Origin of the sequence: Bartonella sp. B10834G3 (genome assembly GCF_016102505.1) — a bacterium.
Taxonomy (GTDB): domain Bacteria; phylum Pseudomonadota; class Alphaproteobacteria; order Rhizobiales; family Rhizobiaceae; genus Bartonella; species Bartonella choladocola.
Window position 1 is genome coordinate 790,401 of record NZ_JACFOM010000002.1, and the last position, 25,455, is coordinate 815,855.

At 47.1% G+C, this 25,455-nt stretch carries 17 protein-coding genes; 5 read left to right on the top strand and 12 right to left on the bottom strand.

What is annotated here, in order from left to right; translation table 11 throughout:
- Positions 1–13: 13 nt before the first annotated feature.
- Positions 14–2,482, top strand: coding sequence for an ATP-dependent helicase (locus H3S94_RS08915; RefSeq protein WP_198240826.1), 2,469 nt, complete (start codon positions 14–16; stop codon positions 2,480–2,482).
- 112 nt (positions 2,483–2,594) lie between these two features.
- On the opposite strand, the gene H3S94_RS08920 is transcribed toward H3S94_RS08915, so the two are convergent.
- Positions 2,595–4,310 (bottom strand): thiamine pyrophosphate-dependent enzyme, encoded by a 1,716-nt coding sequence (locus tag H3S94_RS08920; protein WP_198240827.1) that lies wholly within the window; start codon positions 4,308–4,310, stop codon positions 2,595–2,597.
- A 360-nt stretch (positions 4,311–4,670) separates the two neighbouring features.
- Here H3S94_RS08920 and H3S94_RS08925 point away from each other — a divergent pair, with 360 nt between their 5' ends.
- Complete coding sequence (locus tag H3S94_RS08925) at positions 4,671–5,171, top strand: SCO family protein (protein ID WP_198240828.1); 501 nt, start codon at positions 4,671–4,673, stop codon at positions 5,169–5,171.
- A gap of 363 nt (positions 5,172–5,534) precedes the next feature.
- Here the strand turns inward: H3S94_RS08925 and H3S94_RS08930 are convergent, their stop codons facing one another.
- On the bottom strand, positions 5,535–6,176 hold the full coding sequence (locus H3S94_RS08930; protein WP_198240829.1) for a DapH/DapD/GlmU-related protein: 642 nt from the start codon (positions 6,174–6,176) through the stop codon (positions 5,535–5,537).
- Between the two features lie 210 nt (positions 6,177–6,386).
- Between H3S94_RS08930 and H3S94_RS08935 the strand changes: the two genes are divergently transcribed.
- The 3 genes from H3S94_RS08935 to H3S94_RS08945 all read left to right on the top strand — a co-directional run bounded on the left by H3S94_RS08935 (position 6,387) and on the right by H3S94_RS08945 (position 9,856).
- Complete coding sequence (locus H3S94_RS08935) at positions 6,387–6,992, top strand: SCO family protein (RefSeq protein ID WP_077994587.1); 606 nt, start codon at positions 6,387–6,389, stop codon at positions 6,990–6,992.
- A 15-nt stretch (positions 6,993–7,007) separates the two neighbouring features.
- A complete protein-coding gene (locus tag H3S94_RS08940) occupies positions 7,008–7,877 on the top strand; it encodes a 50S ribosomal protein L11 methyltransferase (protein ID WP_198240872.1) in 870 nt (289 codons plus the stop codon).
- A 152-nt stretch (positions 7,878–8,029) separates the two neighbouring features.
- Positions 8,030–9,856, top strand: a complete 1,827-nt coding sequence (locus tag H3S94_RS08945; protein WP_198240873.1) for an aminopeptidase P family protein — start codon at positions 8,030–8,032, stop codon at positions 9,854–9,856.
- Positions 9,857–9,924: 68 nt separating this feature from the next.
- Here the strand turns inward: H3S94_RS08945 and H3S94_RS08950 are convergent, their stop codons facing one another.
- From H3S94_RS08950 to murB, 10 genes are all read right to left on the bottom strand, one after another.
- The gene (locus H3S94_RS08950; protein ID WP_246791215.1) at positions 9,925–10,890 is read right to left on the bottom strand and encodes a DMT family transporter; all 966 of its coding nucleotides are present in this window, start codon (positions 10,888–10,890) and stop codon (positions 9,925–9,927) included.
- A complete protein-coding gene (gene ligA / locus H3S94_RS08955; protein WP_198240874.1) occupies positions 10,847–13,006 on the bottom strand; it encodes an NAD-dependent DNA ligase LigA in 2,160 nt (719 codons plus the stop codon). The genes H3S94_RS08950 and ligA overlap by 44 nt, the downstream gene beginning before the upstream one ends.
- An 802-nt stretch (positions 13,007–13,808) precedes the next feature.
- Positions 13,809–15,476, bottom strand: a complete 1,668-nt coding sequence (recN, locus tag H3S94_RS08960; RefSeq protein ID WP_198240830.1) for a DNA repair protein RecN — start codon at positions 15,474–15,476, stop codon at positions 13,809–13,811.
- 6 nt (positions 15,477–15,482) lie between these two features.
- Complete coding sequence (locus tag H3S94_RS08965) at positions 15,483–16,376, bottom strand: outer membrane protein assembly factor BamD (RefSeq protein ID WP_077992747.1); 894 nt, start codon at positions 16,374–16,376, stop codon at positions 15,483–15,485.
- A 223-nt stretch (positions 16,377–16,599) separates the two neighbouring features.
- Positions 16,600–17,514: a UDP-3-O-acyl-N-acetylglucosamine deacetylase gene (gene lpxC / locus H3S94_RS08970; RefSeq protein WP_246786452.1), complete on the bottom strand. Its 915-nt coding sequence runs from the start codon at positions 17,512–17,514 to the stop codon at positions 16,600–16,602.
- Between the two features lie 1,256 nt (positions 17,515–18,770).
- A complete protein-coding gene (gene ftsZ, locus H3S94_RS08975) occupies positions 18,771–20,549 on the bottom strand; it encodes a cell division protein FtsZ (RefSeq protein WP_077992753.1) in 1,779 nt (592 codons plus the stop codon).
- A 71-nt stretch (positions 20,550–20,620) separates the two neighbouring features.
- The gene (ftsA, locus tag H3S94_RS08980) at positions 20,621–21,919 is read right to left on the bottom strand and encodes a cell division protein FtsA (protein WP_077992755.1); all 1,299 of its coding nucleotides are present in this window, start codon (positions 21,917–21,919) and stop codon (positions 20,621–20,623) included.
- Entirely contained in the window at positions 21,916–22,824 is a 909-nt protein-coding gene (locus tag H3S94_RS08985; RefSeq protein WP_369805734.1) for a cell division protein FtsQ/DivIB, read from the bottom strand. The genes ftsA and H3S94_RS08985 overlap by 4 nt, the downstream gene beginning before the upstream one ends.
- Complete coding sequence (locus H3S94_RS08990) at positions 22,812–23,732, bottom strand: D-alanine--D-alanine ligase (RefSeq protein ID WP_077992759.1); 921 nt, start codon at positions 23,730–23,732, stop codon at positions 22,812–22,814. Before H3S94_RS08990 ends, H3S94_RS08985 begins: the two co-directional genes overlap by 13 nt.
- A gap of 755 nt (positions 23,733–24,487) precedes the next feature.
- A complete protein-coding gene (murB, locus tag H3S94_RS08995; protein WP_198240832.1) occupies positions 24,488–25,450 on the bottom strand; it encodes a UDP-N-acetylmuramate dehydrogenase in 963 nt (320 codons plus the stop codon).
- Between the last annotated feature and the right edge of the window lie 5 nt (positions 25,451–25,455).

Here is a 25,455-nt window from a genome sequence, read left to right on the forward strand (position 1 = left end):
TAGATTGGTGATAATGAGCGATTTTCCTGACGATATACCATTTTTTGATGACGAACCGAGAAAGCCGGAAGAGCAGCCTGACACGTCGCAGCACGAGGGCGGCAGCGGCTTGGCATCGCGCGCCATGGCGGCGCGTCGCAATGCAAAGGCCGATTATCTTGAAAAGCTCAACCCTGAACAACGCCTTGCTGTAACAACCACGGAAGGTCCCGTTCTGGTGCTCGCCGGTGCAGGCACGGGAAAGACGCGGGTTCTCACCACACGCATTGCCCATATTTTACGGCTTGGTCTTGCTTATCCGGGGCAAATTCTGGCGGTCACATTCACCAATAAAGCCGCACGTGAAATGAAAAACCGTATTGGTGAACTGGTGGGCGGCGCGGTTGAAGGTATGCCGTGGCTTGGCACTTTCCACTCGATCGGGGTAAAAATTCTTCGTCGCCATGCAGAACTTGTCGGTCTCAACAGCAATTTCACCATTCTTGATACCGATGATGTGATAAGGCTTATCAAACAGCTCATTCAGGCTGAAGGGCTTGACGACAAAAGATGGCCGGCACGTAGTTTTGCCAATATGATTGATGGTTGGAAAAACCGTGGTCTTGCACCCGATCAGATACCCGAAGGTGATGCCCGTTCTTTCGGCAATGGCAAAGGGCGCGAGCTTTACCGCGCCTATCAGGAACGCCTGCAAACACTGAATGCCTGTGATTTCGGCGATTTATTGTTGCACCCTATTCATATTTTTCAAAAAAACGCCGATGTTTTGCGCGAATATCATAAAAAATTCCGTTACATTCTGGTCGACGAATATCAGGATACCAATACTGCACAATATTTGTGGTTAAGGCTATTGGCGCAACGTCCTGCCGGTGAAACTGTCAATCTTTGTTGCGTGGGTGATGACGACCAATCCATTTACGGTTGGCGCGGCGCAGAAATTGATAATATTTTGCGTTTTGAAAAAGACTTTCCCGGTGCAACTGTTATTCGTCTTGAACGCAATTACCGCTCGACTTCCCATATTCTGGGAGCCGCATCCTATCTGATTGCCCATAATGAAGGCCGGTTGGGTAAAACGCTTTTTACCGATAATAAAACGGAAAATGACCAGAAGGTCAAAGTCCATGCAGCCTGGGATTCTGAAGAGGAAGCGCGCGCTATTGGTGAAGAAATCGAGCAATTGCAACATCAGGGCCTTGCTTTGAATGACATTGCCATTCTGGTTCGCGCATCTTTCCAGATGCGTGAATTTGAAGACCGGTTTGTCACATTGGGGCTTAATTATCGCGTTATCGGTGGCCCGCGTTTTTATGAGCGGCAAGAAATTCGCGATGCGCTCGCCTATTTCCGTGTTGTTGCACAGCCTTCCGACGATCTCGCTTTCGAGCGTATTATCAATACACCGAAGCGCGGCCTTGGTGAAGCAACCGTTCGTCAAATCCACGATACAGCCCGCGCCCGCAACGAGCCTATGCTCAAAGCCGCTCAGGAAATGGTCGAAACCGACGAATTGAAGCCCAAGGCCAGAAGTTCTTTAAGAAAACTCGTCGAAGATTTCCGCCGTTGGCAGAACATGCTTGATAATACTCCCCATACCGAGCTTGCAGAAATTATTCTGGATGAATCGGGCTATACGGCCATGTGGCAGGCAGACCGTTCTGCCGAGGCTCCGGGGCGGCTTGAAAACCTGAAAGAGCTTATCCATTCCATGGAAGATTTCGAGAGTTTGAGAAGTTTTCTTGAACATATCTCGCTGGTTATGGATACCGAAAAAAATGAGGATATGGATGCGGTCAATATCATGACCTTGCATTCGGCCAAAGGGCTGGAATTTAACACCGTATTTTTGCCCGGTTGGGAAGAAGGACTGTTTCCCCATCAACGGTCGCTTGATGAAGGTGGGCGCTCCGGTCTCGAAGAAGAGCGGCGCCTTGCTTATGTCGGCCTTACCCGCGCAAAAGAAAATCTGCATATCTGGTTTGTCTCGAACCGGCGTATTCACGGCTTATGGCAATCGACAATTCCGTCGCGTTTTCTTGATGAGCTGCCCAACGAACATGTCGAAGTTGCCGAAGTCGAAACATCCTATGGCGGTTATGGGCAATCGCGCTTTGACCGTCAGGAGCCGTTCCAGAATAATTATTCAACACCCGGCTGGCAGAGAGCAAAAAAGAACGCAACCGAAGCGACACGTACCAATTGGGGCAACCGTTCGGGTGCCAATGTCGAGCGCATCGGCTATGGGGATGTCGATTCCGGATATGGTGCGGGGCGGGTACAACAATCGAAAATTATTGAAGGCGAACTCATCGCCAAATCGGTTTCCGACAAGCCTTCCGAATTCAGCGTGGGAGACAGGGTTTTTCATATCAAATTCGGAAATGGCAATGTTGCAGCGATTGACGGAAACAAGCTCACCATCGCTTTCGATAAAGCTGGCGAAAAACGTGTGCTCGACAGTTTTGTCAAAAAAGTCTGAACCTCTTTCCCCCACCCACGATCATCCGGTTTTTGTGAAGCTTCCATAAAATTAAAAAAGGCAGAAAACAAATCGATTTTCTGCCTTTTGTTTTATCAAATCGTTCAAGCGACTATTTGATGAAATTGTGAATGAGCAGATCGGCTACATCTTTCACGCGTCCCTGCATAATCGCCTTTGTGCCGTAAAGTGCCATGCCGGAAACTTCACCGGCCGTTACTTTTGGCGGCATAACCAGTTCATATCCGCTGGTTTTGACATCAAGAAGTGCCGGTCCTTTGGCACTCAAAAAGGCTTTAACCGCGCTTTCAAGCTCTTCCGGCTCGTTAACCTTCCAGCCTTTAATGCCAATAGATTCGGCAAGTTTTGCAAAATCCGGATTTTGCAAATCGGTATAATGGTCGACCAGTCCTTCAACCTTTTGTTCAAGTTCAACAAAGTTGAGTGAAGAATTGTTGAAAACCACAATCTTGATGTCAACCTTCTCCTGAACAACAGTCAAAAGTTCACCCAGCAACATGGCAAGGCCACCATCGCCGGAAAGCGAGATAACTTGTCTGTCTTTATAGGCTTTTTTGAAACCGATAGCCTGCGACAAAGCATTTGCCATAGTTCCATGGGAAAGGCTGGCAAGGGTTCTTCTCTTGCCATTTGTTTTGAAATGGCGGAGCAACCAGACCATTGGCGAACCGCAGTCACCTGTGACCAGCGCATCATCATCGGCATATTGATTGATAAGCGAGACAAGATATTGCGGATGAATGATGGATTTGGAAACAGCAGTTTCCTTCGCCTCGGCTTTTTCGGCTTCGGCTTTGGTTTTTAAGCATTGGTCGAGAAAACCGGTGTCTTTCTTTTCGTCAACATATTTAAGAAGTGCTGCTGCGGTCGATTTGACATCGCCGATCAACCCCATATTAACGGGATGGCGGCGCCCGAGATGCGTTCCGTCCTCATCCACCTGAATAATCGTGGCTTTATCAGGGTAAAATTGCGTATAAGCGAAATCGGTGCCGAGCAGAAGCAAAGTATCGCAATGTTCAACCATGTCAAAACCCGGCTTGCCACCCAACATGCCGTTCATTCCCATATTATACGGGTTGTCATATTCGATGAAATCTTTCGATTTTGACGAATGCCCGATCGGTGCTTTCAACTTGGCAGCCAAAGCGACCACCTCGTCATGAGCGCCCTTGACACCAGAACCGACATAGATTGCAACTTTTTTGCCCTTGTTCAAATGCGATGCAACTTGTTCAAGGTCGCTATCGGAAGGGCGAATAACCGGATTTGGCCGGTGAACGCGATATTGCGTCACATGGTTCACTGCCTGCATAGATACATCCACCGGAAGTATAATGACAGCAACACCCCTTTTTGTCAGTGCTGCCTGACATGCTTCGACGGTTATACGTTGGGCTTCCTCCGGGTTCAAAATTTGCTCGCAAAACACCGAGCAATGTGAATAAAGCGCAGGAAAGTCGACTTCCTGCGGCCATTCGCTGCCGATAACGTTGGTCGAAAGCTGGCTTGCTATGGCCACAACCGGTGCGCGATTGCGATTTGATTCGTAAATACCATTGATAAGATGCAAGCTCCCCGGCCCGCACGAGCCTGCGCATGCACTCAATTCGCCAGTCAAATAAGCTTCTCCTCCTGCTGCCAAGGCAGCAGCTTCTTCGTGGCGTGTATGGACCCACTCGATTTTCGAGCGATATATCGCATCAGTGATATAGTTAAGTGTATCACCGACAATGCCGTAACAATGTTTCACACCTGCGTTTTGCAGTGTTTCCACGATAATCTCGCCAACACGTTTAGAAGACATTCACAATTTCCTTTCAAAATTGAGGTACAAAGTAATTATTGAAATAAACAACAAGAAATTGAAAATAAATTTCTCGTCAATCACGTGTCTTTGATGATTTTCTATCTCCGGATAAGATTTTTCCACTTAGTGTCAATTCTCCGGCCGATCGTTTTTTAATATCGGCTACTCGTTCATAAAATGCGTTCGGCTTTTTCATTGCTGTTTCTTTTGATACCGATTTATTTTGAATATCATCTTCGACGTGACCATCGTGGCTTTATTGCAACCCGATCGAATTCAACGGATTTCGGCAATGAGAAGGGAAAGTAAAAAGGCCGCATTAAGTGCTTTTTACATTGTTTTATAGGTCGCACATTTATGGCGTTTCTATTTTATTGGCAATCTTGTTCCATTCCGCCGTGGGTTAAGGATTTCAGCCTTACCGATTCCAACCGAAAAACAGTCACTGCGAAAGACCTTGGAAAAAAACCGTCCGCGATATTTTTCGGTTATACAATGTCTCCGGATATTTGCCCGGCAATGTTGGCGAGTATAGAAAATCGGGTCAAAGAATTGGGACCGGACGCGGATAAACGCGATTTCCGGTTTATCACGGTGGATCCCGAACAGGATACCTCTGAAGTTCTCCATGATTATTTGTCGAAATTTACCGACAAAATTACCGGTATTAGCGGTGAACCGGCAAAAATCCATGAATTGGTATTATCTTTCAATATAGGAGCCAAAAAAGGTAGCCAACTTTCCGGACGACCATCCGTTATAATATCGGAAGAAAAAGTGCCAAAGATTTCGATATGTTCGTTGTATATGTTCGTTGTAGGGCGTCTTAAGAGTCTGGCAAATAACCGGTCGCTATAGGCCGTCTTGCCAATCTCGCAAAACAATAGAAAACATATTGAAGATATAAGAACAATATCGAGGACAGGCGCGTTTCTTTTTTAATCGCCAAAACAGGTGGCTCAAAAACAATATCAACTTCTCGGCCATTCCTTCGTGGATGGTATATTTTTTCGTACAATGACCGGTTTTGCCACCAACCATACCGTGACACTATTTCACACCGGCGTTTTACACTGTTTCGACAGAGATTTTCGCCAATGCATTCGGAAGACATTTTCAATTTTTATTCAAAATTGAACGACATGGTCATTTTTCAAAAGAAACAACGCGAAACGGAAATTAAAGTCCTGTCAATCACGTGCCTTTGTTGATTTTCTACTCTCAGACCAGATTTTTCCACTTTGCGATAAACTCTTCGGCTGACAGTTGTTGCATATCGCCTATTGCTTGATAAATCATGTTCAACGGCCAATTCCACCAGCTAAGGTCAAGAAGTGCCTGAATGGTATGATCGGGAAATCTCATCCTGATCCTCTTTGCCGGAACACCGCCGACGATCTCGTAAGGAATAACATCTTTGGTTACAACCGCATTGGCGCCGATCACCGCACCGTGGCCGATAGTTATTCCCGGCATCACCACCGCCCCATGACCGATCCAGACATCATGACCGATAGTCACGCGTTTATTATGCCGCCTTTCGCGAAAAGCACTATCAAGTGTCATGAAGCGGAAATATTCGTTGGGACGGTAAGTCATTTTATGCATGCTTACCCTTTCCATCGGATGTTCAAGGGCATTAAGACGGACATTGGAAGCGATGCAACTGAAACGGCCGACATCTGTATATATGGCTTCACCATTGCGCTCGAAATAGCTGAAATCGCCGACAGTGACATCACGTAAAATAACCCGTTCGCCGATTTCGGAAAAACGGCCGAGTTTGCAACCATGTAACTTGGCCGTCGAATGAATGCGCGGTTCACTGTCATGAAAGCGTTGGTCAGTGGGTGATGTGCTCATGATAATCCGGTATATTGAATGGGTAAATAACCATAAAACGCCGGCACAAGAAGTGCAATCCCGTGTATTTGTCCGCACTGTCGCGACAATGACGAATTAATTACCGCTTTTCATTGCAGTATCGTGTTCATACCGATATATTTTGAATATCCTTCAGGAGTCACGCGAGTGGCTTTTATGGCGATGCATCAAGCTCAAGGGATTTTGGCAATGACGAGTGAAAGTAAAAGTACCGCATTAAGTGTTTTTTACATTGTTATATTGGTTGCGGTTTTTATGGCATTCATATTCGGTTGGCAAACCTTCGTCAGTCCGCCACTGGGTGAGGATTTCAGCCTTACCGATTCCAACGGAAAAACCGTTACGCAGGTAGAACTTCGCGAAAAACCGTCGGCGATATTTTTCGGTTACACAATGTGTCCGGATATTTGCCCGACAACATTAATGAGTATGACCAATTGGATCAAGGAGTTGGGACCGGATGCAGATAAAATCAATATCTGGTTTATCACTGTTGATCCGGAACGGGATACTCCGGAAGTCCTCCATGACTATTTATCCAATTTTACCGATAAAGTTATAGGAATTAGCGGTGATCCTGCAAAAGTTCATAAACTGGTATCGTCTTTCAACATTGCCGCTGAAAAAGTACCCGGTGAAAATGGCGATTATACTTACGATCATACGGCAGCCATTCTGCTTACCAAAAAAGGTGGCCAATTTGCCGGTGTCATTCCTTATAGCGTGGAAGAAAACAGAAACGAGCTGAAAGACCAGATTGCCATTGAGCGTCTCAAGAGCCTGGCAAAACAATAGAACATAAGGACTAAAATTTTGGGACAAATCCGTCTACATTACAAATCACCGAAACGGGATGCTGAAAAGCAATATGAACTTCTCGATCATGCCTTCGAGGATGAAGCATTTCCGCTTGCTATAACCGAAATTGACGAAGCAAATGCAATTTATGAAGTCTCTCTCTACGTGGATGAATTGGAAAAAAATTCCGTACTTCCCCGCTTTGCGCGTGTTTTGGGCGTCAATGAAAACAATATAGAAATAGAGGTACTTCCGGATATTGACTGGGTAAGCCATAGTCTTGAAGGGCTTAATCCTGTTCGCGCGGGGCGTTTTTTTGTTCATGGCAGCCATGACCGCGACAAAGTCAAACCGGGTGATCTTGCAATCGAGATTGATGCCGGTCAGGCTTTTGGAACCGGCCACCATGGAACGACAGTCGGCTGCCTTGAACTTATCGCCGATGTTATGGAACATGAAAAACCGCAAAATGCACTTGATCTTGGAACGGGGAGCGGAATTCTGGCAATCGGTATTGCTCTGATTGAGCCGATCAGAATTCTGGCAACCGACATTGATCCGATAGCAATCAAAGTTGCAAAGGAAAATTTTGCTCTAAACGGTGTCGCCAAAACGATTACTGCCATCACGGCCACCGGCCTTGACGATGAAGAGATTAAAAAGCGCGTCCCCTTTGATCTGATCGTGGCAAATATTCTCGCAAATCCTTTGATCGAACTTGCGCCACAAATGGTTCCCGCACTGAAAAAAGGTGGTTCTATTGTGCTTTCCGGCATACTGGAAGAACAACATGACCGCGTGGTCAAGGCCTTCGAGGCGGCAGGTGCAAAATATATAAAGACCTTGCATCATGAAGGCTGGGTTGCCATTCATTTGAAATAGGTGACGATTAAATAAACAGGTGGCCGATAAACAAAATAAGTGGCCGATAAACAATCGGACATTTGGCCATTTCACAAAAATAACAGGTGATCGAATTGCCCGATCATAGCGATCTTAATTCCTTCACCGACCAGACAACCAGAGGCGATTTTATGTTTCAATCATTTGATATTGCAACAAATCCCGACAATGCAAAGTCACGTGTTTCTGCACTTCGCAAGGAAATGGAAAAACTCGGACTTGACGGTTATTTGATACCGCGGGCAGATGAACATCAGGGTGAATACGTGCCTCCCCATGCCCAGCGACTGCAATGGCTCACCGGTTTTACCGGTTCGGCCGGTGTTGCACTGATTTTGAAAGATAAAGCGGTTATTTTCGTTGACGGCCGCTACACTTTGCAGGTGCGCAACCAGACCGACGGAAAAATATTCACTTATGCCGATCTCGTTTCCTGCCCTCCTTCGCTTTGGCTCGAACAAAACACAAAAGGCTTGAAAATCGGTTTTGACCCCTTTCTCCATACAGTCAATGGCGTCAAGGCACTGAAAAAAGCCGTTGAAGAAAAGGCTCATGGAAAACTTGTCGCAACTGACAAAAATCTTGTTGATCTCATCTGGCACGACCAGCCGGAACCACCGCTGACGCCGGTTACAATCCAGCCTCTCGACTATGCCGGTGTTGCTGCCGATAAAAAGCTCGAATTGATGGCAGAAAGTTTAAAAAAAGACGGCTGTGATCTGGTATTATTGACAGACCCGTCGTCGATCGCATGGGTTTTCAATATTCGCGGCAATGACGTTTCCAATACACCATTTTGCCTTTCCTTTGCTATTCTTCGCGCAGGTGGCCGACCATCTTTATTTATCGACCAGCGCAAGCTTGGAGAAAATGAAAAGAAATATCTTGCCCGTTATGTCGATATTTTCGAGCCTTCCGCATTGGTCGGTGAAGTCACCAGAGAAGCACAGTCGAAAGCCTGCTTTTCACTTGACGGCCAACTGGCGGCTGAAAAATTCAGGCAGATCATTGTCGATCATGGCGGCACAATTAAAGATTTGCGCGATCCGGCACGCCTCCCGCGTGCGATAAAAAACACGGCTGAACTTAAAGGAAGCCGACAGGCCCATGCGCGTGACGGTGTGGCTCTCTGCCGGTTTTTCTCGTGGCTTTCAAGGCAAAAAACCGGCACTGTGGATGAAATCTCGGCGGCCACAAAGCTTGAAACTATGCGCGCCGACACCGCGTTGAAAATGGGTTCAAAACTCGAAGATCTGTCATTCGATACGATTTCGGGAAGTGGCAGCGATGGTGCGATTATCCATTATCGCGTCAATACAGCAACCAACCGGCCGCTTGATGAAGGCGAGCTTTATCTCGTTGATTCCGGTGCGCAATATCGTGATGGCACTACCGATGTCACCCGCACTGTTGCAATCGGACAGGTAAGTCACGAAGAGAAACGGTGTTTTACGCTTGTTCTCAAAGGCATGATTGACCTTTCCACAAGCCGTTTTCCGAAAGGCACACGCGGGCAGGACCTTGATGTTCTGGCGCGCATTGCATTATGGAAGGCGGGGCTGGATTTTGCCCATGGCACGGGACACGGTGTGGGTTCCTATCTTGCTGTTCATGAAGGGCCACAAACCATTTCAAAACGTGGTGGACAGGAACTTTTGCCGGGAATGATTGTTTCAAATGAACCCGGCTATTATCGCGAAGGTGCATTCGGAATCCGAATTGAAAACCTGCTTGTTGTCAAACCGGCTGAACCGGTCAAGGGCGGCGATATTGATATGCTCGGTTTTGAAACCCTGACACTTTGCCCGATTGATCGCAATCTGATTGTTGTTGACATGTTGACAAATGAAGAACGCGAGTGGCTAAACGCCTATCATGCCCGCGTTTTGAAAGAAAATGCGCCACATCTTGATGATGTTGATCGCAAATGGCTTGAGACAGCAACAAAGCCACTTTAAAGACAAAAGAAAAACGCGAAAGAAAAATCTTTCGCGTTTCTTCAGGCAGAAGCTTTGTATTGACCTTATCATTTCACAACGATTTTTGCCGCTTTTACCTGTTCGCGGAAGAACACAAACAAACCGCTTCCCACCACCAGAGCTGCACCAACAAGCGTAAGCAGGTCAGGCATATCCCCAAAGACGATATAACCGATAATGACCGACCAGACGAGCTGCAAATAGTTGAATGGTTGAACCACTGTGAGCGGCGCCAGACTTAACGCTTTAATCATTAAAAAATGGCCGACAACAGAGGTAAAGCATAGCGCCACGAGAATCCAGACATAGTGGCTATCCATATGAACCCAGAAGAAGGGCAATCCCAAATTCATAACCACAAGGCCAACGAGACCGACATAGAAAAACGAGGTTTGTGGCTTGTCAATGCCGCCGACAAGGCGTGTCAAAGCCATATAAAGGGCAAAGAATATCGCCGCAACAAGTGCCCAGACTGCTCCCACCGACAACACGCCACTACCCGGCCTCAACATAATCAGAATACCGATAAAGCCGATTATCAGTGCACAAATTCTTCTCCAGCCTACTTTTTCTTTTAATAAAAAGACTGCAATCACCGTTCCGAAAAGCGGATAGGACTGGAAAATGGATGTGGCTTCGGCAAGTCCCATCACACGGAATGCCAAAGCAATGGCAATGAGTTCCAGAAGAAGCAACAGACCACGCAAACACTGGACAATCGGGCGTTTGCTTTTGATATTGGCAATAAGACCACCACCTGCCGTTTTAGCCATATAGACACCGGCAAGAAAAAACACCCAATAGCGCACCATAACGATAAAAGTTGCCGGATAGTTATGAACCAACGTCTTGGTCATGGCATCCTGACAAGCAAAAATAACTGTCGCGGTCAGTGCCAGACTTATTCCTAAGACAATGCGTGGCTCGTTACCGGCAGATTCGCTCACATGTAATTCCGGTGGAGACGCTTTACGCATTTTCCTCACCAACAAGGTCGAACCACTGGTCTTCATCAATAATTTTCACACCCAACTCCTGTGCTTTTGTCAATTTTGAACCTGCTCCCGGCCCCGCTACAACGAGATCTGTCTTCTTCGAGACGGAAGCAGCGGTTTTTGCACCCAATCTTTCCGCCATTGCTTTTGCTTCGTCACGTGACATGCGCTCGAGCGAACCGGTAAACACAATTGTTTTGCCCTGTACGGGTGAGCCATCTGTTACCGGCAAAACCTCGTCCAGAGGAGTGACTTCGGCAAGCAAGGCTCGCAAAATATTGCGGTTATGTTCCTCACCATAGAAATCGACGACGGCTTCGGCAACAATAAAACCGACACCTTCAATGTTGGTCAGTTCATTCCATGCCTCGTTTCCGCTTTCGCCGCTATTTTCTTCCGGATAACGCGCCGCTAAAGCAACCTCTTCAAAAGCATTATAGTTTTTGTACGCCCGCGCAAGTCTTCTTGCGTTGACTTCACCAACATGACGAATACCAAGCGCAAATAAAAACCGGCTTAACGGTATTTGTCTACGTGCATTGATCGCATCATAAAGTTTATGGACAGATGTTTTCCCGAAACCTTCAAGGTTTTCAAGCTTGCTCAATGCCCCCTTCTGGCGTGCCTCAAGCGTGAATATATCAACCGGACTGCGGATTGCCAAATTCTCGTCTTTGGCATTGAAGAAAAATTCGACCTGCTTTTCACCAAGCCCTTCAATGTCAAAGGCATTGCGGGAAACAAAATGGCGGATGCGTTCCATCGCTTGCGCCGGACAAATGAGGCCACCGGTGCAACGCCGAACGGCTTCCCCCTCTTCGCGCACCGCATGGCTTCCGCAAGCCGGACAAATATGGGGAAAAACATAAGGCTCGGCCGTCTTCGGACGCCGCTCCTCGACAATGTCGACAATCTGGGGAATGACATCACCGGCACGCTGGATGACAACCGTATCACCAACGCGAATATCCCTGCCACCACGGATGGTTTCCCCCTTATTGCCAATGCCCTTGATGTAATCTTCATTATGAAGTGTGGCATTGGTAATCACCACACCGCCAACTGTAATCGGTTCAAGGCGGGCTACCGGTGTCAATGCGCCTGTGCGCCCCACCTGAATATCGATTGCTCGCAAAATAGTCATGGCACGTTCGGCCGGAAATTTATGGGCAATAGCCCATCTTGGCGAACGCGAGATAAAGCCGAGACGCTGCTGGAGTGCGAGATCATTAACCTTATAGACCACGCCATCAATATCATAATCAAGATCGGCACGTTGTTCTTCGATTGCATGAAAATGTTCAAGCAATCCATCTGCCGAATGAAACAGTTTCGTTAAAGGATTGACCGTAAAGCCATAAGAACGGAAAACATCCATCATACCCAATTGCGTATCGGCCGGCATGTGGCTGATCTCGCCCCATGCATAGGCAAAATATTTGAGTTTGCGCCGCGCGGTAATGCTGGCATCAAGCTGGCGCAGAGAGCCGGCAGCCGCATTTCTGGGATTGGCAAAGACTTGCTTGTTTTCGGCTTCATGACGCGTGTTCAGCGCCTGAAAATCGGCGTGAGCCATATAACACTCGCCCCGCACCTCGATCAGATCGGGATAATCGCCTTTCAAAACATGCGGAATATCGGAGATTGTCAACGCATTGGCAGTAACATTTTCACCCACCGTACCGTCACCACGGGTTGCTGCCGTAACAAGTTTTCCGTTTTCATATCTGAGCGACAGTGACAAGCCGTCAATCTTCGGCTCGGCGGTAATATCAAGCTCGTCATTATCTTTGAGGCGCAAAAAACGCCGTATGCGGTCAACGAAATCATAGACATCCTGATCAGAAAAAGCATTATCAAGCGAAAGCATCGGTATGCGATGACGCACTTTTTCAAATTTTTCGGAAACCGTGGCGCCAACTTTCCGCGACGGAGAATCCGGCCTTATCAGTTCAGGAAAACGTTGTTCGATAGCATTGTTGCGCCGCCTCAACGCATCATATTCACCATCCGATATTTCCGGCTGATCTTTGGTATTGTACAAATAGTCATGGTGGGCAATTTCTTTTGCCAACCGTTCCAATTCCTGTTTTGCCTGCTCGGCTGTGAGATCATCAACTGAAATATCTTGCATCATGGTTTTCCAGAATTTTTGAAAGTGAGCCTGACGATTTATGATTATTCATTTCATCAGCACAAAGAAGGATATGGCTCATCTTTAAAATGTGACCATATATCTAGCTGATAAAACGTGAAAGAACCACAAACAAGAACACATATGCCGCATATATTTTCAAATTCACAGATGGCCATTGCAGTGGTAACGAGCATGATGCACCAATTGCCTGTTTTATTTCCATCGCCTGTAAGCAGATGATAGCCCGACATTATTGCCTGTCGAATAAAAGGAATAACCCGCAAAAATTGCCCGCAAATTGAATAGCCCTCCTATTCTCTTATCACTGAAATAGTGCTATCCCGCTTTCTCATTTACGCACAAATTTCCGTTAAATCCGGTTTCTTCAAAAATATAGCGCCGTTTTCTCATCTTTCGCATTCATCATCCGGCTAATCGGCAGGTTCCGGACATTCCGATTGACTTTGGACACGATTTAAAGAAAGTAAAAATGCGATCAATCTATCATGCAATAATCTGCGCCTAGATCGAATGATGTATTCGACCGGTCATCATACTTGCAAAACCCGCGAACACTGCAAGAAAAGAAGGGTGGCTTTCACCATTCGAATATTGACTTCAGCCTGCTTTTTTAATGAATGCTGCTTTCCGGCAACCCGATTTTCATTTACGAAAAACATATATTTCGACAAAAATTTCAGCCATCAGGCTTTTATAGATCAATCTCTTTCAAGAAATAGCTGACTTTATACAGTCTTCAATTCTCCTGCAAAGCCGGATGCGTGCGAGCTGACGTTTTCTATTTTGCGTTAAGCAGTTTTAACGCTGCCGCACGGGCTTCATCGGTAATATGCTCGCCTGCAAGCATGCGTGCAATTTCCTCGGCGCGTTCAGCATCTTCAAGCTTACGCACACTGGTAATCAGCCGGTCGCCATCCTTGTGTTCCGATTTGGAAATCAGAAAATGACTGTCGGCACGGGCTGCAACTTGCGGTGCATGTGTCACAGAAAGCACCTGAACACCTTTGGCAAGCCTTGACAATCTTTGCCCGATCGCATCGGCAACCGCGCCGCCAACACCTGTATCAATTTCGTCAAAAACCAGTGTGGGAGCAGAACCACGATCGGCCAGAGCCACTTTCAAAGCCAGAAGAAAGCGTGATAATTCGCCGCCGGAGGCAACCTTCATCATCGGTCCTGCACGGGTTCCGGGATTTGTGCGAACCCAATATTCAACCCTGTCGATACCTTCGGGCGTGCGCTCTTCTTTATTGCTTTCGATATTGACGATAAATTCCGCCCGTTCAAGCTTGAGAGCCGGCAATTCGGCCATGACCGCATTCGTCAATTCCTTTGCCCGTTCATGCCGTTTTTGCGAAAGCTCGCCTGCTGCCTTGTCATAATCGGCAAGGGCTGCGGCTGCCTCTTTTTCCAGTTTTTTGACAGTTTCCTCGCTCTGGTCAAGGTCTTTCAAGTCCTGATCCATCTTGTCGCGCAATTGCGACAGATTATCGACCGGAACATTATATTTCCGTGCGGCCGCACGCAAAGCAAACAGGCGTTCTTCGACATTGCCTAATTCTTGCGGGTCAAAATCGAGAGCACGCATGGCTGCATCAATACTGTCCTGCGCAAGTCCCAGTGCTTCAAGTGCGTTATCAATCGAATCGACAATCGGCTTTACCAATTCCTCGGCTTCGGGAATTTTGCGTTCGAGCCGCCGGACAAGATTTGCCAAGACGGGAACCGGTGATTGTGCACCATTCAACATATCTCCGGCTTCATTAATATCGCCCGCAATTTTTTCGGCTTTCATCATATCTGTTCGCCGGATTGCCAAAGTTTCTTCTTCGCCCTCTTGCGGGGCGAGTGCGTCAAGTTCTTCAACAGACGAGCGCAGATAGTCCGCCTCTCTCATAGCTTCCGCAACTTTTTCGCGGTGTTTTTTCAAAGCCGTTTCCAGCTCGTGCCAATGGCGATAACTCTCTTTGACCTTTTTGAGATCGTCATCCAAACGGCCATAAGCATCAAGAAGATCACGATGGGAGGCAATATCGACAAGCGCCCGATCGGCATGTTGCCCGTGTATTTCAACAAGTTCATGGCCGACATCTCGCATCAATGCGACGCTTGCCGCCTGATCGTTGATGAAGACACGCGAACGCCCGTCCGAAGACTGGATGCGGCGAAGGATGATATCACCCTCGTCATCAAGGCCATTTTCTTTGATAAGTTTTCTGGCAGGGTGGTCAAGCGGCACATCGAACACCGCTGTTACCTGCCCGCTTTCGGCACCATGGCGAACGAGGGAAGCATCCCCCCGCCCCCCAAGCGCAAGCGAAAGCGAATCAAGCAGAATAGACTTGCCGGCACCGGTTTCACCGGTGAGCACCGACAGGCCCGTTTCAAAGTTGATATCGAGCCTTTCGATCAGAACAATGTCGCGGATCGAAAGCTGTATAAGCATCTAAGCTCAAGAACCTTTTTTCAATCCGGTTTTGTTCAAAGCACGTGAAATCCACGATCCCTTATTTTCCTGAGGTGCTACCCCACCCTTTTGAAGGAGATTATAGGCATCTTTATACCATTTGCTTTCCGGATAGTTTTGCCCCAGCACGGCGGCTGCCGTTTGTGCTTCCGATGTCAGACCCAAAGCGTAATTGGTTTCTGTCAGACGGTAGAGAGCTTCCTCGATCTGGTTGGTGTTGGAATATTCTTCAACAACCGTGCGATAACGCTTGATCGCCGAAAGATATTGCTTGCGTTCCTGATAATAGCGGCCGATTTGCATTTCTTTACCGGCAAGCTGTTCACGACCGAAACGTATTTTTGTTTTGGCATCATCGACATATTCGGAATTAGGATAGCGGTCGACAACTTCCTGCATTGCAGCAATAGCGCGTTTTGTGTCTTTCTGATCGCGCGTAATATCCGGAATCTGCCGGAAATATGAAAGGCCAATGATATAATAGGCATAAGCTGCTTCTTCGGATGTCGGATAAAGACCAATATAACGCTTGGCCATATTGACCGCTTCATCGTAATTGCCTTTGCGGTAATTGGTGAAAGCGCCCATGACAAGTGCTTTACGTGCCCATTCCGTATAGGGATGCTGACGATCAATAGCCTCGAATTTTTTTGCAGCCTCGCTCAAACGGCCGGCATCAAGATTGGCAAGTGCCTGATTATACAAAACATCCGGCGGATCAATCTTTTCGACATAAGATGTCAAATCCACATCTTTATCTTTTTTTGAACAACCGGCTGTCAGGCATACGCTGCCAAGCATCAACCCGATAATGACTTTACGCACGATAGTGGATTTCTTTGTTCCAGCATCCATAATATACGAATTCAACTTCGTCATGGTCTCTCCGGCCTTCCGGCATTCCCTCGTTTATCAAAACCCAAAAGACATCACCCAGCTCGTGTTTCAGACCGAATCGAAGTCATGGGAGGTTATAATGAGCTATTATCAACCTACAACATTAATATTGGATTAGCCGATTTTTACTCAATCGGTCAATCATTCCTTATAGGCTCAATTATGGCAATTCCCCAAAAACTGAAGTTATTAAAACCTAATTTTATTAAAATTCTTTTGTTTCATAAGCCGAAGCATCCTGAAGCAACGCTTTTACAAGTTTTGCATTCAATGAATGGCCACCGCGAAACGAACGAAAAATCCCGATAATAGGTGCGCCTGCCAAGGCTGTATCGCCCATGGCATCCAATAATTTATGGCGTACAAATTCATTTTCGTAATAAGTACCGTCAGGATTGACAACTTTGTCATCTGTGCCGATCACAATCGAATTTTCCAAAGAAGAGCCAAGCGCCATACCGGCAGCCCATAAAGTTTCAACATCCTTCAAAAAGCCGAATGTTCTCGCTTTGGAAATTTGATCTTTGAATTTTTCCGGCTCGCAATCAAAAACAAAAGTGCTTTTTCCGATGACCGGCGTGGCAAATTCGATAGAAACATCGAACCTGCGGCCGTCAAACGGCTCGAATTCGGCAAAACCGGTTGCCGATTCGACTCTGACTATTTTCTTGATAACGATGAATTTGCGTTTCACCTTCTGGTTGACAAAACCGGCTTTTTCAAATGCGGTGCAATAGCTCCATGAACCGCCATCCAGAATGGGAAGTTCGTTCGACGAAACCTCGATTCTCAAATTATCGAGATTATAGGCGTTGATAGCTGCCATCAAATGTTCGATTGTTTCAACACGTAGCTCGCCGGTTCCCAGCGTTGTCGAAAGTTCGGTCGCGCCGGTTTCAGAAGAGATTGCGCGGAAGCTCTTTTTTTCGCCGTTCGATGCAGTGCGGATAAATATAATTCCCGTATCCGGTTCAGCCGGATTGATCGTCAAAACGGAAGGAAGACCGGTATGCACACCATGCCCGCTCAGTGTCACAGCTTCAGCCAATGTTGACTGGTAATGAGGATCAAAACGAGAATTCATATGTTTGCCAACCATAGTTGCAAGATTTCCCTTCATGAGGCTTTTCCAACTTTTCTTCACATAACACCATTCATGACAATCTTCGACAGAGAATTTCAATAAAACACGACAGGTTGCAAACGGTGTTTTTAAAAAGAAGCGGCATTTTGTTTTATTCTCTTGAAAATGATTGTCCGGAAAATTGCGGCTATCGTTGTCGACAAAAGGAACCGATTATCGGAACCGTCGGGCAGTTTTATCATTCCCTGACTATTTCAAAACACTATTCAATCACATTGCCTCAAGCTTTTATCTGTAATGCTGCATTTTCGTGGAGCAATCCGCATTTCTTATCCGGTTTAGCCCCCTTTATACGGCAGCGGTTTCTCAGCCCGTTTCTCAATCCGGTTCTCAGCCCGTTTCTCAACCGGCTTTCTGCGGCTTATTCAACCGTTTTTTTACGTCATCGGTTTATGTTAGATAATTCGTGTTTCTGCGTTTTTTCAAAAACCGGTTGTTCTATCGTTTTTCTGAAAAACACGTTTCGTCCGACTCTTGTTGATAACCCCCCCCCGTTCCAGACGATTTGGATGCAATAAACGGTGAACCTAAAAAACAGAACCACAGCCCGTCCACTGAACGGGCGAATGATAAAGCTTGAACCACAGCGGTGCCTTTTACGCCCGCGGAATCAAGTCGCGTTGCCCAAAAATTGAACGATCGGAAATATAGCAGGCTATTAAAAGCCAGTTTCAACCAATTCCCTTTTTCAAACAAATCCGACTTGCCGCCCCTCCCCAAAGAATTGCTCACAAAAAGCGAAACGGTTTTCCAGAGAAACAGCTTCAAATAGATTTCTATCAGAGATGTGAAAAAAGCGCGTTTTCCGGCTCTCTAACATTAACGGCGAACCGTCAAAACAAAAAAAACCGCTGTTTTATGAGAACAGCGGTAGTTTTGAGAAGGTAATTGGGTCTTTTTATTATACCGGCTCACTGTTTCATGGTCGGAAATATAGCAGGCTATTAAAAGCCAGTTTCAACCAATTCCCTTTTTCAAACAGATCCGACTTGCGCCCCTCCCAAAGAATTGCTCATAAAAAGCAAAACGGGTTTATAGAGAAACAGTCAAATAGATTTCTATCAGAGATGTGAAAAGGGCGCGTTTTCCGGCACTCTTACATTAACGGTGAACCGTCAAAACAAAAAAAACCGCTGTTTTATGAGAACAGCGGTAGTTTTGAGAAGGTAATTGGGGCTTTTTATTATACCGGCTCATTATTTCATGAGCCGATTTGTTATTACCGTTTATATTCAGTTTGCCTGACGACGCAGAAAAGCCGGAATTTCCAACTGTTCTTCTTCGTTGACAGGCTGCCGTTGCTGTTGCTGCGGCCGCATTTGCGGTTCGGCAGGCTGCTGGTGACGTGGAGCGTAAACCGCAGCATCCGAAGAAAGTTGACGGCGGTTTTCCGGTGCTGGCATAACCGGTTCACGTGTTTGCTTGCGTGCCGGTTCGAGGCGCGCCGTCGGTTCTTCATCGCGATGGATAAGGCTTTGTGTCAATTTTTGCCAAAGGCTGCGCGGACCTTGCTGTGCGGGTTGACGGTGTGCTGCAGCATTGGCCTTTTCACGAGCGACTGTCGGGAAGTCACGCAATTCCGGCATTCTGACCGGAGCCTGACGAGGCTGCGGTGCAGCCTGTTTTTCACGCATCGACGGTAGTTCTGTCATTTCGTCGAGAACACGAGCCGTTGCTTCCATATTCACCGGAGCATTGGTTTGTTGTTGAGCCATGCGGGGAGCCTGCATACGCGGCGTTTGCGGCATTTGCTGGGGCTGCGCATGAACCGTTGACGAAGCCTGGATTTGCGGGTTGGCACGTTGCGGAATGACGCCGCCATTCGACATCGGCGTTTTAAAGATTTCGCTTTGTGGACGGAACGGTTCTTCAACCGGTCTGTTCATTTCCAATTCGAGAGCTTCCATAACCTCGACCATCGGCTGGGCTTTCGGCTCGGAAAGTTGGGCTTTCGGTCCGTTTTGCGGTGCAGCCGAATTTTCGAGTTTGCGAACCGGATTAGGCATCTGGCTGCCCTGACCATCTGTTTCAGCGCCCTCTACATTCGCACGATCAATACCGGTTGCGACAACCGAAACACGGATTACGCCTTCAAGCGATTCATCGTCAATAGCACCGAAAATAACATTTGCATCGGCATCGACTTCTTCGCGAATGCGGTTTGCAGCTTCGTCAACCTCGAACAATGTGAGATCGCGACCGCCTGTAATCGAAATCAACAAGCCGCGGGCACCGCGCATTGAAGTCTCGTCGAGAAGCGGATTGGCAATTGCTGCCTCTGCGGCAGCAAGAGCGCGGTTTTCACCGGAAGCTTCACCGGTTCCCATCATTGCGCGTCCCATCTCGTGCATCACCGAACGCACATCGGCAAAATCGAGATTAATGAGACCTTCTTTAATCATCAAATCGGTAATCGAAGCGACACCCGAATAAAGCACCTGATCGGCCATCATGAAAGCGTCGGCAAAAGTTGTCTGTTCATTGGCAATGCGAAACAGGTTCTGGTTAGGAATAACAATCAGCGTATCGACACATTTTTGCAATTCCTCGATGCCTGCTTCGGCGGTTTTCATGCGACGGGCACCTTCAAAATGGAAGGGCTTGGTCACGACACCGACTGTCAAAATGCCTTTTTCTCTGGCAGCACGGGCAACCACCGGTGCAGCACCCGTACCGGTACCACCGCCCATACCACAGGTAATGAAAACCATGTGGGAATTGCCGAGATGATCCACGATTTCATCAAGACATTCTTCGGCAGCAGCCTGACCAACTTCGGGAAGTGCTCCGGCACCGAGGCCTTCGGTTACGGCTGCACCAAGCTGGATGACACGGTCGGCTTTCGACATTGTAAGCGCCTGTGCGTCGGTATTTGCCACGACAAAATCAACGCCCTGTAAACCGGCATTAATCATATTATTGACGGCATTACCGCCGCCGCCCCCCACGCCGAAAACAGTGATGCGTGGCTTCAATTCTGTAATATCTGGCCCGTGCAGATTGATTGTCATTGTCTTTTCCTTCTCAATAAGTACACCGCAAAGCCCTTAGCGGTAGAATTTTAAAAACATAACTCAACAACTCAAAAACTCTCGCGCAGCCATTGGCCTACGCGTTGAAAGCGCCCCCCCGTACCAGTCTTGAGTTGACCGATCGTATGGACGATTTTTTCCTCGAAACTTGCTGTCTGCGGATAGATCATCAAACCGACAACCGCCGAGAAAGCAGATCCCTTAGCCAAAGTCGGCAGCCCCGATACTCCCAGTGGGCGGCCGACCCGCACATTGCGTCCCAATATTTTACGCGCCGTTTCCGGCAAACCTGTCAACTGGCTTCCACCGCCAGTCAACACGATACGTTTTCCGATAACATGACCAAAGCCCGAACGATTGAGACGGTCACGTACCATTTCAAGAATTTCTTCAACCCGTGCCTGAATAATTCTGGTTAATACAGCACGGGGATATTGCATTTCGCTGCGCTCGTCGGCAATCGGAGCAACGCTAATCATGTGACGGTCGTCAACGCCGCCCGGCAGTGTTGACCCGTGCATGACTTTAAGTCTTTCGGCATCTTCGAGCGGCATTGAAAAACCGCGGGCAATATCGAGCGTTACATGATTGCCACCAACCGGAATAGCATCGGCATGGACAAAACGGTTATCCGAAAAAACCGAAAATGTTGTTGTGCCGCCGCCTATATCAATACAAGCTGCTCCCAGACGGGCTTCATCATCGACGAGAACTGCAAGACCACTTGCCAGCGGTGTAGCAACCATTGCTTCTACACTGATGTGAGCGCGATTGATGCAGGCTTCAAGATTGCGCAAAGGTACGGTTTCAGCAGTGAGAACATGAACGTCGACACCAAGCAAATTACCTGTCATTCCGATCGGATCGGAAATGCCTTTTTCGCTATCAAGCGAATAATTGAGCGGGATCGAATGAACAATATGACGATCAAGGGCAAAAGCTTTTCTTGAAGCACTTGCCAACACCGAGCGGACATCGCGCATGGAAACTTCACGACCGCTCACATCATATTCGCCATGAACAACCACGCTTCTCAAGCGGGCAGACGAGAAATTGACAATCAACGAATCGACAATCAATCCTGCCATTTTCTCAGCAGCATCAACCGCCAACCGTACCGATTGCTCTGCCGCTGCCATATCCATGACCACGCCGGATTTTATCCCGCGCGAACGTTGTACGCCAAATCCCAATATTTCGATATGATGCGTACGGCCGGGCAAATATTGCGTATGATCGAGCGGGCGCAACCGTGCAATGACACAAACAACCTTGCTTGACCCCATATCAAGAACAGTCAACAGCCGCGTCTTGCGCAATCCGTTATGGCTTGAACCGAGCAAATTCATGCGCGCCCCGCCTTCTGCGCCTTCAAACGACGCTCTTCTTCTTTGACAACGTTATTACGCCGTTCCAAAGCTTCGTCGGACACAGCCACGGTAATCCGGTCAGGAAGCCGCAAATCGACGCTCAACACATCGCGCGAAAAAAGTCCCTGCTCTTTGTCTGCCTTGACAGCATCGGCAAGCCTTGCCATGGCATTTGCTTCCGGAAGTTTGATACGCACGCCATTATCGAGAAGCACATCCCAACGCCGATCACCAACGCGCACATAGGCACGCACATGTTCCTGAATTTCGGGAAATGCTGCCAGTTCATGCACAAAGTCGGAAGCTTTTTTATCAGCACCGATACCGACAACCAGTGGCAAATCACCAACCAGCCCCGGTCTGAACGGTACAATAACCCGACCTTCATTATCAATAATGTCAAGATTGTCGCCATGCTGCCAAACAGCATAGGGTTGCCGTTCCACAAGTGAAACACGCACACGATCGGGATATATTTTTTGCACATCAACCGATTGCACCCATGGCAGTTCGCTTAAAACCTGACGTGCTTTTGTCGCATCAAAGCCGATCATTGAAGTTTCGCCGTCAAGCCCCAGAGCCGAAAGAACATCAAGCTCCGACATACGGTTATTTCCGGCAATTTCTACATCTTCGACCGCAAAACCGAAAGTCGATGTCGTGGCTTTCACAACCTCGTCGGTATGGCCCCCTGCCGAAATACCATAAAAAGTCGAAGCCGCAAAAAACAACACCACTGCGAATGAACCGAAATGGCGTGGCAATTCTATTTCAGCCAAAACAAGTTGCGAGACAGTCCGCCGCAATCGCCTGTAAAGGCGAGGCAGATTCGACATAACAGATGCCGAAAAACTATCTCCGTGTTGACTGTTCAACGCATACACGACGCGTCCTCCACCATCCACTTCACAAGGTCTTCAAATGATAGACCCGATACTTTTGCCATATCCGGAACCAGAGAAGTCGGTGTCATTCCAGGTTGCGTATTAATCTCCAACCAGACCAACTCACCTTTCTCCTCGTCAAAACGAAAATCCGAACGGCTAACACCCCTGCACCCAAGTGCCTGATGTGCTGCTACAGACATCCTTTGCACATTTTGGTAAATAATTGGTGAAAGCGGAGCAGGACAAACATGTTTCGACCCACCCGGTTTGTATTTTGATTGAAAATCGTAGAATTGAAATTCTTTATCCGGAACAATCTCGCAAACATCCAGTGCCTTATCGCCCAGAACGGTGCATGTCAGTTCACGCCCCGCAACGTATTTTTCAACAATAACATTATCCCCGTAATGCCACGCCGGACCAGTTATTTCAGCCGGTGGCGTATTCTGCCCGGCCTTGACAATAACAACACCGAAACTCGACCCCTCATAAACCGGTTTTATCACATAAGGCGGCTCGATCGGGTGTTTTTTACCGATCTCGAAGCGGTTCATCACGCGCGAGGGAGCCACAACAACACCGTTAGCAGATGCAACAATTTTTGCCCGCCCCTTATCCATAGCAAGAGCAGACGCCAAAACACCGGAATGCGTGTAGGGAATTTCTAAAAATTCCAATATGCCCTGAATACGTCCATCTTCACCGAAGATACCATGCAAAGCGTTAAACGCCACATCCGGTTTTATTTCGACAAGCTTTGAAGCCACATCGCGGCCGACATCAACCTTGGTAACCTTGAAGCCCACTTTTTCCAAAGCTTCTGCGCAAGCCGTACCTGACGACAGGCTTATAGGGCGCTCGGAGGAAAAACCACCCATCAATACGGCAACATGTTTTTTTGCCATGTTCTAAAGCTCCCTCAGCAACCACTATATATAGTTCACCCACATCAAAGCCATACTATTGATCGTTTGAATTCTGAATCATCCTTGCGAATCAATGGACTAGCGTTAACCATAATGAATCAGAATCGCCCTTCCCTGACAAGCCCCGCAATATCCAAGATGCTGATTCGTAAGGCGAAATTCCGTTCATCCCCTTGAAATGACTCATAGATTTTTTTCAGTTTTTTTTCGTTGTCTGTGTTTGTCGATTGGAACAAAGCTTGGCAATTCATAAAATAAGAAAATTTCAAATTAAAACACATTAATTTTTAGAAAAATTTTCTACTATGGATAATTCTATCCGGAAAATACAGAGTGGCAAAAACACCGTTTTCGATAATAAAGATAAATTTCAAAATTTATCAATCGCGGGTTTTTTATAATACCATTACCACTTCAATCAATTCAAATTATATTTATTATTTAAAACTTGAATAACATTTTCTTCATTGTTTTTATAAAAAATTTTTTATAAAAGAATATATAGCCAAATTTTGTTAAACCTTTTAATTCTTTATTTTTTTATTTTTTCTTATCCGGTTAACTATAAATTTTTAGGTTATGTCTTTATTTTTGTGCTTCTATCATTCTAATAAATTTACGAAAAATGTATTTCTATATTTTTAATTCGTATTGTTGTTACAAACCTTCCAAGACAGGTCATTTTTTACTGATTAAATTATCTCGCGCATTTTATATCGAGCTTTTTTATTGGATCAGCGGCTTGCAACAAAGGGTTCTACTTCCCGACCGGGTATAAATTGGCCGATACGTTTGATTTCCCAATGAAGGTCAATTCCGGTTTTTTCAAACACACGTTTTCTCACCGTTTCGCCTAAAAGTTCGAGATCATAGGCGGTTGCATCGCCTTTATTAATCATGAAATTACAATGCATGGGGCTCATCTCGGCACCACCTATTGTCAATCCGCGGCAGCCGGCTTCATCAATGACTTTCCAAGCCGATGTGCCTTCAGGATTGCGGAAGGTCGAGCCGCCGGTTTTTTCACGGATGGGCTGAACTTCTTCGCGGTGACGAATAGCCTCATCCATGGCTTTTTTAATGTCTTCCTTGTTGCCTTTCTGCCCTTCAAGCAAAGCACCGACAAAAATCAAATCATCATCAACCTTTGACTGACGATAGGAATAATGCATATCCGGAAGATTGAGGATATGGCGTTTTCCCTCGCGATCAAGCGCATAGACTTCAACAACATGTTGCGCTGTCTCGCCGCCATTGGCGCCGCCATTCATCTTCAGTGCGCCACCAAGCCCTCCCGGTATTCCGCAATAAAAATGAAAACCTGAAATCCCCGCTTCGAGCGCGACAGAAGCAAGCCTTTTGTCAGTGGTTGCAGCACCGGCAAAAATACGCGTCTGCGAGACTTGCTGGGTTTCACCGAACCCTTTGGCCGAAAGGCGGATTGTCACACCGCCAATCCCGCCATCACGTATCAGCAAATTGGAGCCGATACCGACAATTGTTATCGGTATATCACGCGGCAATTTTTTTAAAAAAGCCGCAAGATCGGCTTCATCTGCCGGTTGATAGAAGACTTCGGCAAGGCCACCGGCACGAAACCACGTGACCTTACTCATATCCACATTCGGGTGAATTCGTCCTCTTATGCCTTCAAGAGAAGGTTGCAACCGCTTTAAAAGTGCTTCGCCATCTATCATCTGAC